General features: G+C 63.1%; 10 protein-coding genes and 4 pseudogenes. 7 read left to right on the top strand and 7 right to left on the bottom strand.

The genetic code is table 11. The annotated features are described in order from the left end of the window. Positions 1-118: 118 nt before the first annotated feature. Positions 119-1,456 carry a hypothetical protein gene (locus VFB05_RS30840; RefSeq protein ID WP_325019730.1) on the top strand — a complete coding sequence of 446 codons (1,338 nt, stop codon included), beginning with the start codon at positions 119-121 and terminating at the stop codon, positions 1,454-1,456. Positions 1,457-1,546: 90 nt separating this feature from the next. Here the strand turns inward: VFB05_RS30840 and VFB05_RS30835 are convergent, their stop codons facing one another. Continuing rightward, complete coding sequence (locus tag VFB05_RS30835) at positions 1,547-2,329, bottom strand: alpha/beta hydrolase (protein ID WP_325019785.1); 783 nt, start codon at positions 2,327-2,329, stop codon at positions 1,547-1,549. A 5-nt stretch (positions 2,330-2,334) separates the two neighbouring features. Beyond that, the gene (locus tag VFB05_RS30830) at positions 2,335-3,630 is read right to left on the bottom strand and encodes an O-acetylhomoserine aminocarboxypropyltransferase (RefSeq protein WP_325019729.1); all 1,296 of its coding nucleotides are present in this window, start codon (positions 3,628-3,630) and stop codon (positions 2,335-2,337) included. A gap of 224 nt (positions 3,631-3,854) precedes the next feature. Between VFB05_RS30830 and VFB05_RS30825 the strand changes: the two genes are divergently transcribed. The 3 genes and pseudogenes from VFB05_RS30825 (at position 3,855) to VFB05_RS30815 (ending at position 6,441) form a co-directional block, all read left to right on the top strand. After that, a complete protein-coding gene (locus VFB05_RS30825) occupies positions 3,855-4,493 on the top strand; it encodes a response regulator (protein ID WP_325019726.1) in 639 nt (212 codons plus the stop codon). Beyond that, positions 4,394-5,115: pseudogene (locus VFB05_RS30820) on the top strand (EAL domain-containing protein); the annotation flags it as partial. The gene VFB05_RS30825 and the pseudogene VFB05_RS30820, both read left to right, overlap by 100 nt. A 229-nt stretch (positions 5,116-5,344) precedes the next feature. Continuing rightward, positions 5,345-6,441: pseudogene (locus tag VFB05_RS30815) on the top strand (DUF2336 domain-containing protein). Between the two features lie 72 nt (positions 6,442-6,513). On the opposite strand, the gene VFB05_RS30805 reads toward VFB05_RS30815, so the two are convergent. Then, a complete protein-coding gene (locus VFB05_RS30805) occupies positions 6,514-8,025 on the bottom strand; it encodes a Do family serine endopeptidase (RefSeq protein WP_325019722.1) in 1,512 nt (503 codons plus the stop codon). 168 nt (positions 8,026-8,193) lie between these two features. Further along, on the bottom strand, positions 8,194-8,688 hold the full coding sequence (locus VFB05_RS30800; RefSeq protein ID WP_325019778.1) for an Lrp/AsnC family transcriptional regulator: 495 nt from the start codon (positions 8,686-8,688) through the stop codon (positions 8,194-8,196). 133 nt (positions 8,689-8,821) lie between these two features. Between VFB05_RS30800 and VFB05_RS30795 the strand changes: the two genes are divergently transcribed. The 3 genes and pseudogenes from VFB05_RS30795 to VFB05_RS32085 form a co-directional block, all read left to right on the top strand. Next, entirely contained in the window at positions 8,822-9,835 is a 1,014-nt protein-coding gene (locus VFB05_RS30795) for a 1-aminocyclopropane-1-carboxylate deaminase (RefSeq protein WP_325019720.1), read from the top strand. Positions 9,836-9,958: 123 nt separating this feature from the next. Then, positions 9,959-10,705 (top strand): annotated as a pseudogene (locus VFB05_RS30790) (DUF1186 domain-containing protein); the annotation flags it as partial. Positions 10,706-10,807: 102 nt separating this feature from the next. Beyond that, positions 10,808-10,915, top strand: a pseudogene (locus tag VFB05_RS32085) (SEC-C metal-binding domain-containing protein); the annotation flags it as partial. Positions 10,916-10,952: 37 nt separating this feature from the next. Here VFB05_RS32085 and recQ read toward each other — a convergent pair. The 3 genes from recQ to VFB05_RS30775 all read right to left on the bottom strand — a co-directional run. Continuing rightward, complete coding sequence (gene recQ / locus VFB05_RS30785) at positions 10,953-12,797, bottom strand: DNA helicase RecQ (RefSeq protein ID WP_325019716.1); 1,845 nt, start codon at positions 12,795-12,797, stop codon at positions 10,953-10,955. Positions 12,798-12,919: 122 nt separating this feature from the next. Beyond that, the gene (gene metA / locus VFB05_RS30780; RefSeq protein WP_325019714.1) at positions 12,920-13,900 is read right to left on the bottom strand and encodes a homoserine O-succinyltransferase MetA; all 981 of its coding nucleotides are present in this window, start codon (positions 13,898-13,900) and stop codon (positions 12,920-12,922) included. A 14-nt stretch (positions 13,901-13,914) separates the two neighbouring features. Next, positions 13,915-14,358 (bottom strand): PLP-dependent transferase (locus VFB05_RS30775; protein WP_325019712.1); only part of this gene is annotated, 444 nt, incomplete at its 5' end.

Below are 14,358 nucleotides of genomic sequence, written 5' to 3'. Positions count from 1 at the left end.
GCGTCATGCCCGTGTCAAGCGGGCGCAACATCGCTCGCATTAGATCAGTGCCGGTCGGCGAAAAATTTGCGTATTTCGCAAGATCTGCGCCGACGATCAGGAGAGCGCGACGAAACTATTGAAGGCATTTTCCGGCGCGACAGCGCTAGGTTTGCTGCTTCTCGGCGTCACCACGCAATCGGCGTCCGCCGCATGCCAGTTGAATTCCTCCGGCGGCAAGGTCAAGCGGGTGGTCAACATCGTTTTCGACAATGTGCATCTGCGGCGGGACAATCCCAACGTTCCCTCACACATGGAGCAGATGCCGAACCTCTTCAATTTCCTGCATGACAACGGTGTCATCAGCGGCAATCACCACGATCCGCTGATCTCCCACACCGCGCACGATATCGACACCGCGCTGACCGGCGTCTATGGCGACCGCAACGGCATTCCGGTCGCCAACAGTTACGGCTATTTCAAGCCGGACGGCAGCGTCGGCTTCAACTCCTCCTTCCTGTACTGGACCGCGGTGGCCGCTGACGGCAAGCCGCAGATGCTCGACGAATTCGGCAAGACCGCGCCGGCTCCGTGGGTGGCGTACACCCGTGCCGGCTGCGATGTCGGCGCCTTCTCGGTCGCCAATATCGAGTTCGAGCGGCTGCCCGACGACATGACCACCTTCTATGGTGCGGGCTCCACGGTCGACACCGCGGTGCGGGGCGAGCTCGCCTCCTCCGATCCGGCGACACAGCTGTCGCAGCTCCTGGCCGATCGTGCGGAGATGAAGCTGTTGCACATGCTCACGGCCAGCCCAGCGCGCGCGCCGACGCTCACGATGTTCGGCAATGACAACTACTTCTTCGAGACCGTCAGCAAGCCGCCGGCGACCGCGTGCCAGCAGCAGTCGGACTGCGTGTTCGTGGGCCCGAGCTTCGCTTGGAACCATGGCGACTACCAGCAGGAGATCACCCGGACCTGGGTGGCGATCGCGGGTCCCGGCGTGCAGCGGCTTGGACGCGATGACGCCGTGTTCACCGATCATGCCGACGTGCGGCCGACGATCGTGGCACTGCTCGGCCTGAAGGACGACTATGTGCATGAAGGCCGCGTCGTGGCGGAGTGGATGCAGCCGCAGGCGTTGCCGTCAGGCATTGCCAAAGCGCAGGCGAACTTCACCGAACTTGCGACCGTCTTCAAGCAGCTGGACGCGCCGGTCGGCGATCTCGGCCGTGCCAGCCTGGTCTGGGCGAACAAGTCCATCACCGGCACCAACCAGACCTATCTCGCCTATCTCAAGCAGATGGACGGCATCATTCAGCAACGCCAGGACCTTGCGTTCAAGATCAAGAACACGCTCCACGCCGCCGCGTTCGCGGGTCAGCCCGTCGATCTTGGCACAGTGGACAGCCTTGGCAATCAGGCGCAGGACCTGATCAACAAGGTCAACACTCTCGCCGAGGGCGCCAGCAACTAAAGCCGGACCTGAACGACGCTCGCAACCAGCAAGCCCGCCGGCCACGAGCCGGCCGGCTTTTTGCTTCGATATTGCGTTACCGCGAGCTCTTCATCCCCTGATCGCCCCCAGCAGCTCGTCCGGCCGCTCCGACATCATCATGTGCCCCGCGCCGGCGAGCACCACCGTGCGGGCATTGGGAATCGCCGCTGCCAGTGCTTTGCCGGCTTTTGCCGGCGTCATCATGTCACGCTCGCCGAGGATCACCGTGGTCGGTACCTTCACCTTGGCGGCGGACGCCAGCGAATCCGCGTAGGCGTTGCACGCGGCCAGATCAGAATGCAGCACGCCGGGCGCGCAGTGCTGGAGCGTCCGCTGTGCGCTGCCATGCATCCAGAGCCCCGGCGCGAGGCTGCCGCCGAGCTCAGCGGAAAAGCCGAGGCCCCAGATCGAGACCATGTCGATGGCGGCCGGGTCATTGGCTTCGGCTGCCTTCAACAGGTCGGGGCCGACGGTCATGGTCGCCGCAGTGCCGATCAGGCTGAGCGCCGAGACCTTGTCGGGATGGCGCGCCGCGGTCTCCAGCGCGATCAGCGAGCCCATGGAGTGGCCGATCAGATGCGCCTTGCTCGCGTTCGTCGCATTCAGCAGTGCTGCGACCCAGTCGGCCATCTCGGCGATGCTATGAAGCGCGGGGCCGGCCGAGCGGCCGTGGCCGGGCAGATCGGGTGCCAGCACCGAAAAGCCGTTATGCGCAAACCAGCGGCTGTGCAGCGCCCAGGTCGTGTGATCGAAGCCGGCGCCATGGACAAGGACGACCGCGGGCAGGGATGCTTCGAAGGCGCGGCCGCCAGTCGCAACAAAAGCCTGCTTGCCGTTCACCTGGAAATTCATGAGCATCAAACCTTTTGCGAGGCGCGCAGCGCGGATGAGAGATCATCGATGATGTCCTGGGCGGCTTCGATGCCGACCGAGAGCCGCACCAGCTCCTCGCCGATGCCGGCGGCTTTCAACTGCTCGGCATCCATCTGCTGATGCGTTGTCGAGGCGGGATGAATCACCAGCGTCTTGGCGTCGCCGACATTGGCGAGATGGCTGATCAGGCGCAGCGACTCGATGAATTTGCGGCCTGCCGCGCGGCCGCCCTTGATGCCGAAGCTGACGATCGAGCCCGCGCCGCGCGGCAGCAGGCGCTTCGCCAGCTGATAATCCGGGTGGTCCTCGAGCGAGGGATGCAGCACCCATTCGACCGCCTTGTTGCTCTTGAGGGCCGCAAGCACGGCATGGGTGTTTTGCACATGGCGGTCCATGCGTACCGGCAGGGTTTCGATGCCTTGGAGCAATTGGAACGCATTGGTCGGTGAGATGCAGGCGCCGAAGTCGCGCAAGCCTTCGGTGCGCGCGCGCATGATGAACGCTGCTGTGCCGAACTGCTCGTCAAAGACGATGCCGTGGTAGCCGGCATAGGGCTCGGTCAGCACCGCGAATTTCTCCGAGGCGCGCCAGTCGAAGCGGCCGCCATCGACGATGGCGCCCCCGATAGCGATGCCGTGGCCTCCCAGCCACTTGGTCGCGGAGTGCATGACGATGTCGGCGCCATGGTCGATTGGGCGATTGAGATAGGGGGTGGCAAAGGTGTTGTCGATCAGGAGCGGAATTTTTGCCTCATGCGCGATGTCGGCGATCACCGGTGTATCGAGCACTTCGAGGCCAGGATTGCCAATGGTCTCGGCAATCACGAGCCGCGTGTTCGGCCGGATCGCGGCACGGAAGGCCTCGTGGTCGCGCGGCTTCACGAATGTGGTGGTGATGCCGAAGCGCGGCAGCGTATGCGCCAAAAGATTGATGGTGCCGCCATAGAGCGAGGCGGAGGCGACGATGTGATCGCCGGCGCTAAGCAAGGTTGCGATGGAGAGATGCATCGCGGCCATACCGCTCGCGGTGCAGATGGCGCCGACCCCGTTTTCCAGTGCCGCCAGCCGCTCCTCGAGCACGGCGGTGGTGGGATTGGAGATGCGGGTATAGATGTGGCCGGCACGTTCGAGATTGAACAGCGCCGCCGCATGCTCGGAGTCCTGGAACACATAGGACGTCGTCTGGTAGATGGGCACCGCGCGGGCGCCGGTCGCGGGATCCGGATGCTGGCCCGCATGCAGGCTCAGAGTTTCGAACGCAGGTGGCTTTGGCGCGGGCATTTTGGACTCGCTGACGGGCCGGGGGGCGTTATGTGCCTGTTGTGACATAAATCGCGGTGGGGCGGCAGCCCTTCCGGTGCCTGCAAACGGGTGGGCCGCAGCAAGCGGCCGGCAAATTATGGTTAATCAATGCTCGCAATTAGCGAAAGTTTTAAGGACCTGACCTTCACGCGCGTCCATCCGCTTGCGCTACAAGTCGACCAGCTCGGACAGGGGATTGCACGATGGCGGCTGTTGTCGGTCAGCTGGCGGAATCGATGGGGCGGCTTCTGGTCGTCGAAGGTGATCTGGTGCAGCGCACCGTGATCGGCAGGATCGGCGCGAACCTCGGCTACGACACCGCCTTTGCATCTTCCTTCGAGGCGGCGGCGGGGCTTCTCCGCCACGAGTCCTTCGATGTCATGACGCTTGATTTGTCGCTTGGCACACGCGACGGGATTGAGCTGCTCCGGCTTGCGGCCGATCTCGGCCTCCACACCATGCAGATCGTGATCATCAGCTCCTGCGACGAGCGTGTCCTGAACTCGGCCAAGAGGGTTGCGGACGGATTCGGGCTGCCGCTGAATGGATGCATGACCAAGCCGCTCAATCTCGACCGTCTCAAGGAGGCGCTACATCTGCCGCGGGCGAAGAGGATCGCTGGCAGCAGCGATGCGCCCTCGCTTGACCTCACGCGGGAAAGCATTGTGGCTGCGCTGGCTCGAAAGGAATTTCCGTGGAGTTCCAGCCGAAGGTGGAGCTTTGCTCCGGAAAGGTCGTCGGAGCCGAGGCGCTTGCCCGCTGGCGGTCTTCCGAATTGGGTCTGGTTTCGCCGGCCGTCTTCATTCCGATGGCCGAGCAATTCGGCCTCATGCCGGAACTGACCGATCATATTCTCTCGCTCGCGATCACAACGGGCCGAAGGCTGGTCGAAAGACACCCGGGCTTTACCATCGCCGTCAACATTTCCGCTTCGCTGATGTCCGACCTGTCCTTGCCCGACGGATCGAGGACATCCTGCGCAAGGAGGCGATGCCAGCCAGTTCCTTGATCGCCGAAATCACCGAGAGCGCCGCGATGTCCGATGTTGAACGGGCGATGGACATCCTGGTCAGGCTGAGGATCAAGAATATCGGGGCCGCGATGGACGATTTCGGCACCGGCTATTCGTCGCTTTCGGCCCTGGCGCGGCTTCCTTTCAGCGAGCTCAAGATTGACCAGTCCTTTGTCAAAGGCTGCGAGGCCGACGATGATATGATGAAGATCATTGACGCCTCCGTCGCGCTCGCCCGGGCCTTCAGCATGAAAGTCGTCGTCGAAGGCGTCGACAATCTGCAGACCCTTGCGAGGGTGCAGCGCGCTGGCTGCGACATCGGTCAGGGCTATGTTTTCGCGAGGTCCCTGACGCCCGAATACGCCGAGGACTGGATCGCTCATCATAATTCATCGATCGCCGGCCAGTATCTGAGAACCGGTGCGATGCCGATGGGAGCAAGCCATGGCTGAAGCAGCCGCGGTCCGGCAAAGAGCGCCTCGCGCGATAGGGGTGGTTTAGCGCACCGCGATCACAGCCTTGTGGGGACTCACGTAGAATTACGTGATGCAAAATTTCGACAGCGAAGTCCTCGCCGAATTTCCACCTTTTTAACGGTCACGCGCGCTGAATAGTCGCCGCTTTCCGACGATCGCCTTGAGTCGACTCGGCGACCTTTGAGAACCGCTGGGATTGCAAAAAATGTCTGTCATTGAAGCCGAGCCTCAGGAATCGCTCATCTCCGAGCTTGAAGCTGCCGTGCGCAGCGGCTCTTCGGAGACGCGCGTCAACAAGCTCCGTCAGGTCACCACTCTCTTTCTTGCCGGTTCAGCCTCGCTGACGGACGAGCAGGTGAAGGTCTTCGACGATGTCCTGTGCCGGTTGATGGCCAGAATCGAGACCAAGGCGCTGGCTGAACTTGGCCAGTGCCTGGCTCCCATCGACAACGCACCGGTCGAGACCATCAAGCGGCTGGCTTGGAATGAGGCGATTTCGGTGTCCGGACCGGTGCTGACGGAATCCAAGCGCCTGACGACGACCGATCTGACGGAGATCGCCCAGGTGCGCGGTCAGGAGCATCTGGTCGCGATCTCGAGACGCGAGGGCCTGGAAACTGCGGTCACGGACGTGCTGCTCGAACGCGGTGACCGGCGGGTGATCCACACCTTGGCCCAGAATGCTGGCGCACGGTTTTCAGACACCGGCTATTCCGTTTTGGTCGAGAAAGCGAATGGAGACGACATTCTCTCCGAGGCCGTCGGTTCCCGGCGCGACATTCCCGTCCGTCTGCTGCGCGACCTGCTCGCGCGTGCCACCGAGGCGGTACGAGCAAAGCTCCTCGCGCTGATCCCGCCACAGCAGCGCGAGCAGCTCACGCAAATCCTGGCCGAGATATCGACGGCAATCAGCGGGGCGACCAAGGACATCAGGTATGAGAATGCCGAAAGGCCATCCAAAGCCTGCAGAAGGCGAGGCGCCTCAATGACGAGACGCTCGGCAACTTCGCCGCCGCCGGTCAAATGCCGCAGGTGATCGTCGGAGTTGCCGTCCTGACCTCATCCAAGATCGACGTCATCGCGGAGATCATGACAGGCGTCCGTAACGATGCCGTGCTCGTTCCCTGCAGGGCGGCCGGTCTCAGCTGGCCAACGACCGAAGCCATCCTGCGCAATCGCAAGCGACCGAAACAGGTCTCGGCCGAAGTGCTCAATCTGGCGAAGAACGACTATCAGCGATTGTCTCTTGAGACGGCGCAAAAGACGTTGCGCTTCCTCCAAGTCCGCGCTGTCGTCAAGTAACGAAAAGCGCCCGCCGCCCGCGCCTGGAGAACGCGCGGACGGCGGGATCGAGTCGCCAATGGATCGGGCCGATCAGCCGATCGGCATGGCGACGAAGTGGGTGTTATCGGCGGTCTTCACCTGCATCAGCACCTGGTGCTTGCCTTGGCTCTTGGCATCCCTCAGCGCCTTGCGCAGCTCACCGACGTTGGAGACGCTCTGCCCGCCCACGGAGAGGATCACGTCACCGGACTGGAAGCCATGCTCGGCGGCCGGTCCGTCGGGATCGACGTTGGTGACCACGACGCCCTTGGCTCCCGCGCCCGCGACTTCACCGGCCGGCGCGACCGAGAGGCCGAGGTGCGGGGTCGCCGCAGAACCTTCTTCCTCGTTGCCGGCGTTCGCCTCGCGATGGTTCGGCATGGTCGCAAGCGTCACGTCGAAGGTCTTCGACTCGCCCTTGCGGAGCACGTCGAGCTTGACCGTGGAGCCCGGGCTCATGGCCGAGATCTCCCGGGCCAGCTGGCCAGAGTCCTTGATCGCGTTGCCGTTGACCGCGGTGATGACGTCGCCCGCCTGGATGCCGGCCTTGGCCGCCGGCGTATCCGCCTGTGCCTCATCAACCAACGCGCCTTCCGCCTTCTTCATTCCCAGGCTCTCGGCAATGCCCGGTGTGACCGGCTGCACCTGCACGCCGATATAGGCGCGGGTCACCGAGCCATGGTCCTTGAGCTGCGCGACCACGTTCTTGACGGTCGCGGCCGGAATGTCGAAGCCGATGCCGACCGAGCCGCCGGACGGCGAATAGATCGCCGTGTTGACACCGATGACGTTGCCATTGGTGTCGAAGGTCGGACCACCCGAGTTGCCCTTGTTGATGGGCGCGTCGATCTGGATGTAGCTGTCATACGGACCGGAGCCGATGTCGCGGCCTTCCGCCGAGATGATGCCGGCGGTCACGGTGCCGCCGAGGCCGTAGGGATTGCCGACCGCGACCACCCAGTCACCGATGCGCGGTGTCTGGTCCTCGAAATTGACATAGGCAAAATTCTTGCCCTTGCCGTCGACCTTGATCAGCGCGAGATCCGTCTTCGGGTCGGTCCCGATGACCTTGGCGGTGTAGATGGCGCCGTCATCGGTCGTCACCTGCACCGAGGAGGCGTGGTCGACAACGTGGTTGTTGGTCACCGCATAACCGTCAGCGGAAATGAAGAAGCCGGAGCCGAGACCCGTGATTTCGCGGTGCGGCGTCATCCGCATGCGCGGGCCGTTCTCACCGTATTGATGGAAGAACTTCTCGAACGGCGTGCCGGCAAAGGGCGAGCCGTCTTGCTCGCTGCTCTGTCCTTCATCTCCGGAGATGGCGTTGGCGTCCATCTTTACGCGTACGGAGATCACTGCGGGCTTCACCTTGGCGACGAGATCGGCAAAGCCGGTCGGGCCCTGCTGTGCACTCTGGATTGCGGCATGGGCAGGCGTGGCAAGGTGGTTCCCGGTGAGCGGGCCGCCCAGCATCAAGGCCGAGCCGAGCACGGCGACCGAGCCGAGCAGCGCCAAGCGCCGCGTCGATAGAATCTTGCGAATGGAACGTGCGTTATCTGTCATTGACTTGCATCTCCGAAATGGGGTGAGGCCCGTTGGCCTTGTTCGGAGAGTTAACGCACGCGGCCTTACCGCGGCCTGTCGGGTCGATTAAACTATGCTTGCCGCGGAATTAATTCGCATTAATGGTCGCGAAGACCTGCGACCGCACGCCGCAGGCGGTTGCTGCGATCAGAAATCCAGCGGCGCGTTGTCGACGACTTCCTTCATCACAAAGAAGGTACGCGTCTGCCGCACGCCGGGCAGCGCGATCAGCTGCTCGCCATGGATGCGGTTGAAGCCCTCCATGTCGCCGACGCGGATCTTGAGGAAGTAGTCGAAATCGCCGGCCACGAGATGGCAGTCGAGCACGAATTTCAATTTTGCCACCGCCCGCTCGAAGGTTGCAAAACTCTCCGGCGTGGAGCGATCGAGCACGACGCCGACCATCACCAGCGCGCCCTTGCCGACCTTGCGCGGTGCGATCATCGCGCGCGCCTCGGTGATGAAACCATCCTCGAACAGGCGCTGGGTCCGGCGATGACAGGTGGCGGGGCTCACGCCGGCCAGCTCGGCCAGTTCCGCGTTGCTGAGCCGGGCGTTTTTCTGCAGCAAACGCAGCATCTTAACGTCGATGCGATCGAGGTCTTCGATCGGTATGGAAGAATCTTTCACTTTTATGGTCATAATCGAAAGAAATAATAGCATAATTCTCAGCTTGCGCAACGGATGCGCTATTGCCTGACTGAATTTGAGAGCACCTTTCTGATGCTTGATGGTACAGCTGGCGCCAGCAACCACATCATTCGGAGCAGCCAGCATGCTGGAAAAATTCGCGCGCTATCCGCTCACCTTTGGACCCACCCATATCGAGAAGCTGGACCGGCTCTCGCGCCATCTCGGCGGCAAGGTCGAGCTTTATGCCAAGCGCGAGGACTGCAACTCCGGCCTTGCTTTTGGCGGCAACAAGCTGCGCAAGCTCGAATACATCATTCCCGACGCCATCGCCTCCAATGCCGACACGCTGGTGTCGATCGGGGGCGTGCAGTCCAACCACACCCGCATGGTCGCGGCCGTCGCCGCCAAGCTCGGCATGAAGTGTCGGCTGGTGCAGGAAGCCTGGGTTCCGCATGAGGACGCGGTTTATGACCGTGTCGGCAACATCCTGCTCAGCCGCATCATGGGTGCGGACGTACGGCTGGTCGAGGACGGTTTTGACATCGGCATCCGCAGGAGCTGGGAAGAGGCGATCGAGGAGGTGAAGGCTGCGGGCGGCAAGCCTTATGCGATTCCCGCCGGCGCTTCGGTGCACAAATTCGGTGGCCTCGGCTATGTCGGCTTCGCCGAAGAAGTGCGTGCGCAGGAGAAGGAGCTCGGCTTCAAGTTCGACTACATCGTGGTCTGCACGGTGACCGGCTCGACCCATGCCGGCATGACGGTCGGGTTCGCCGCTGACGGGCGCGCGCGGCGCGTGATCGGGATCGACGGCTCGTTTACTCCGAAGCAGACCAAGGCGCAGGTGCTCGACATCGCGCGCAACACCGCGAAGCTAGTCGAACTCGGCCGCGAGATCGAGGATGACGATGTGGTGCTGGTCGAGGATTACGCCTATCCCGCCTACGGCGTTCCCTCCGACGAGACCAAGGAGGCCATTCGCCTCTGCGCCCGGCTGGAAGGCATGATCACTGACCCGGTCTATGAGGGCAAATCCATGCAGGGCATGATGGACCTGGTGAAGAAGGGCTATTTTCCGGCCGGCTCCAAGGTGCTCTACGCCCATCTCGGCGGCGCGCCGGCGATCAACGGCTATGCGTATACGTTCCGGAACGGCTAACCTCGCCGTCGAACCTGACGGCTATCGGTGTTGGCACTGATCATTGCTGTTTTTCTGTAACGCCCTCCTGCGCTAATCTGTTGGCACGCTAGCTGCGTGGGCGGACGGGCACAGGAGAGGTGGATGAAAAAGGAAGAGGCCGAAGCAGTCCTTGGTCACGAAGACGTCGGGCCGATCGAGAACTACCTCCATTTGATTTCGACAGAAGAGCACGTCCCGACTTACGCGATCGGGATGTGTCTCATCCGGATGGAGGAGGCAGCTCCTCCGCTGCGTGCCATTCTTGCGAGAGCCGCAAACGGCGAGCGGCTGTCCGAGGAGCAGCGCATGCTGCTGCTCCGCGGCGTGTACATTCTGGGCGGTGCGCGCGACATCCAATCGTGCGAGCCTCTGCTGCGCCTGTTGCGTTTGCCCCAAGATGAGCTCGATGATCTGCTCGGAGATGCTCTCACAGAAGGTATGCCGCGCATCATCGCTGGTGTATTCGATGGAAATGTCGAGGCCTTGTTCGCGCTCGTTGCTGACCGCTCCGCCGACCCGTTTGCCCGAGAGGCGGCGCTGGATGCTGCGATTTTCCTGACCTGGATCGGGAGCATCGAACGTGATCGGCTGACGCGTCTTCTCGAACGGTTTTACGAGGAAAGGCTTGCCGAAGATGACGATCCGGTGTGGGAAAGCTGGGTAAGAGCGATCGCGCTGCTTGGCCTGCGCAACATGGTTGGGCTGGTCCACCGCGGATGGAACGACGGCCGCATCCTGGACTGGGCCATCGGTCGCGAGGAATTCGAGGAAATCCTCGCCGAGGCCGAGCAGCGGCCAGGCGACGTTTCGCGCATGGAGGAGTTCGGTCTCGGTTATATCGAGGACGTGGCCGAGGCGCTCGCCTGGAGCGACCACCGGAAATTCGATGAGGAAGACGAACTCTCCGACGAGGATATTTTCTATCGCGGCGATCTCGACTTGGCCTGGACACCATCAGAGCCGGTCAGGAACCCATGGCGTGATATTGGACGCAACGATCCCTGCCCGTGCGGAAGTGGCAAGAAATTCAAGAAGTGCTGTCTCGCCAAGCAGGGGTAGAGCGAAGCAAAACCCGGCAGGAAAGCCGGCCGCGAACTTACGCCGTCGCCCGATTCGCGTTGATCACCGCCATCAGCTCCGCCCCATAGTGCTCCAACTTCTTGTCCCCGATGCCGGCAACGCCGCGCAGCTCGGCGAGCGTGGTCGGGCGGGCGGCGGCGATGCCGTCCATTGTGGAATCATGCAGCACGACATAGGCCGGCACGCCGCGTTTGCGTGCGGTCTCGGTCCGCCAGGCCTTCAACGCCGCATAGAGCGCGGGGTCGGCGGTCCTGGTCTGGCCGGGTGAGGCGGGCGCGAGATCGCCGCGCCGTGACTTGGCGCGGATGGCGCGGTTGCGTTTGCCTTCCGCTTCCTCGCGCAGCCACACCTCGGTCTCACCGCGCAAGACGCCGCGGGCCGAATCGGTCAGTCTCAACGCGCCATAGGCCTCGTTATCGGCGCGCAAGTGCCCCATCGCGATCAGCTGCCGGAGGACCACGCGCCACTGCTTCTCGTTGAGCTCGCGGCCGACGCCGAACACCGAGAGCTTGTCATGGCCGAATTGCTGCACCTTCTCGGTCAGGCGCCCGACCAGCACATCGAACACATGCATGGCGCCGAAACGCTGTCCGGTGCGATAGACGCAGGACAATAGCTTCTGCGCCAGGATCTTGCCGTCGCGAACGCGCGGCGGCAGGAGGCAGTTGTCGCAATTGCCGCAATTTTCGGAAGCTATTGTCTCGCCGAAATAGGCCAGCAGCCGTGCGCGCCGGCAATTGACGGTTTCGGCGAGTCCGACCAGCGCATCCAGCTTCTGTGCAGAGACGCGCTTGAACGTATCGGGCGCATCCGACTCGTCGATCATGCGCCGCTGCTGCACGATGTCCTGCAGACCGTAAGCCATCCAGGCCGTCGAGGGCTTGCCGTCGCGTCCGGCACGGCCGGTCTCCTGGTAATAGGCCTCGATACTCTTGGGCAAATCGAGATGGGCGACATAGCGCACGTCAGGCTTGTCGATGCCCATGCCGAAGGCGACGGTGGCCACGATCACCACGCCGTCCTCATTGATGAAGCGATCCTGATGCCGCGCGCGAACGCCTGCCTCGAGCCCGGCATGATAGGGCAGGGCGGCGATGCCGGCGTCCTGCAGGGCGAGCGCAACTTCCTCGACGCGGGCGCGCGACAGGCAATAGACGATGCCGGCATCGCCCGCGTGGCGCTCGGCGATGAAGGTCTTGAGCTGGCCGACCGCGTTCTTCTTGTCGATGATCTCGTAGCGGATGTTGGGCCGGTCGAAGCTCGAAACGAATTGTGGCGCATCCTTCAGCGACAGCCGGTCGACGATCTCCTGCCGGGTCAATTCGTCGGCGGTCGCGGTCAGCGCCATCCGCGGCACGTCGGGAAAGCGTTCCGCGAGAACCGACAGCCCGATATATTCGGGACGGAAATCGTGCCCCCATTGCGACACGCAATGCGCCTCGTCGATGGCAAACAGCGCGATGCGCGCCTGTTCCAGCAGGGACAGGCAGCGCGGCGTGAGCAGCCGTTCCGGCGCCACATAGAGCAAATCGATATCACCCGCGATCAGCCGCCGCTCGACTTCAGACGCCTCTTGATAGGTGAGGGTGGAGTTGAGTACGGCAGCATTGACGCCCGCTTCCATAAGGCCGGCGACCTGGTCGCGCATCAGCGCGATCAGCGGTGAGACCACGATGCCGCAGCCTTCGCGGAGCAGCGACGGCAATTGATAGCAGAGCGACTTGCCGCCTCCGGTCGGCATCAGCACCAGGCAGTTGCCGCCAGCGGTGACATGCCGAATGATCTCTTCCTGCGCGCCGCGGAAGGTCGTAAGCCCGAACACGGAGCTGAGGGTCGAGTGGAGGCGATCGGTCTCGGACACGCGTCGGAAGGCTTTGCGAAGGGCGGCAGCAGGGGCTTGCGGATTCCGCTCAATGTAGCGAGCTTCGCGAGCCGCCGCCACCCTCTCGGGAGCGTTTTTGACCGACGTGGACGCTGATGGGCTTATCTGCGCGATTGCCCGAGAAAAGCCAGCCAGTTTCGCAGGATGACATGGGCGACGACGCCTGCGGCAATGTCGCCGCGAAGGGTCAGCCCGGGCAACTCGGCGGCCAGTGTTGGATCGCGCTCGGCCCTGGCGCGCGGTTCAAAGGCGTTGAGATGCGCCTCCGTCGCGGCGTCGAAATAATTTGCTGGAATCGCCGGATAGTCCTCGCGTTCGCCGGCCAGATATCGCGCGAGGTCGCGCATATATTCCCGCTGCAGCGACAGCGCGTCATATTCCGGATGGCCCTGGAAGAAGACGAAGCGGCTTTCGTATTGCTTGGCGAAGATATCGACCCCGGCAGAGTTCGAGCGGGTCAACACCTGGTAGCCGTGCCGCACCAGATCGTTCTCGCGCACCTCGTTGAGCCGGGAATGCGCAACCTTGAGGGGGCCGCGCAGACCGCGGGTCAGCCAATCCTCGCTGACCTTGATGCAGGCCTCGATGCCCGAGCATTTTGCCGGCAGCCGATGCCGTTCGATGCCGTCAAGATGCAGCACCGCCGCATGGGCGGCGAGGCATGACCAGATCGTCGAGCGCGTATTGGTCCTGGCCCAATCGATGATGTCGGTCAGCTCGCGCCACAGGCTCTCCTCCGGCAACGCGCAACCGTTCGGCTCGGCGCCGGTGACGATCAGGCCGTCGATCTTCAGCCGACCGAGCGCGGCGATGTCGGAATAGTCCTTCTCGATATGGGCGCGCGCGGCTGCCGAGCGCTTGACGGACGGCAGCGAAAAGCAGTGGAAGTCGATCCGTGCATTTCCCGCGGCGCCGCTCAAGAGACGCGCGAATTGCCGTTCGGTCGCCTTCAGGGCGCCGTCCGGCATGTTGTTGACAAGCCCGATCGTGAGCTCGGTTCGTTCGCGGCGCTCGAACGCTTCGTGCCCCGGCGCAAGGGCCGGGCTTGCGATCGACTGCTTCTGGTCGAAAAGAACAGGCATCGCGCTACGACCGTCTATTCGGCGGCCTCGAGCCGGCCTTGACCGGCGCAAGCCTTTGCCAGCGCCTGGTCGATATCGTCGATGATATCGGCGACATGCTCGATGCCGACCGAGAGGCGGATGGTCTCGGGGAGGATCCCGGCGGTCCTCTGCTGTTCGCGCGACATCTGCCGATGCGTGGTGGAAGCGGGATGGCAGGCGAGCGACTTGGCGTCGCCGATATTGACCAGGCGCTTGATCAGGTTCAGCGCGTCATAAAAGGCTTTGCCCGCTTCGAGGCCGCCATTGAGTCCGAAGGTGAGCAGCGAAGAGGCGCTGCCGTTGAGATATTTCTGCGCCAGCGCGTAGTAGGGGCTCTCCGGGAAACCGGCGTAATTGACCCAGGCGACGCGCGGGTCGCCGCGCAGGAACTCGGCGACCTTGCGGCCGTTCTCGACATGACGCTCCATGCGGAGCGC

The organism is Bradyrhizobium sp. (assembly GCF_035652035.1).
Lineage (GTDB): Bacteria > Pseudomonadota > Alphaproteobacteria > Rhizobiales > Xanthobacteraceae > Bradyrhizobium.
The sequence above is the reverse complement of the archived record's forward strand: the minus strand, read 5'-3'. Positions and strand labels throughout refer to the sequence as shown.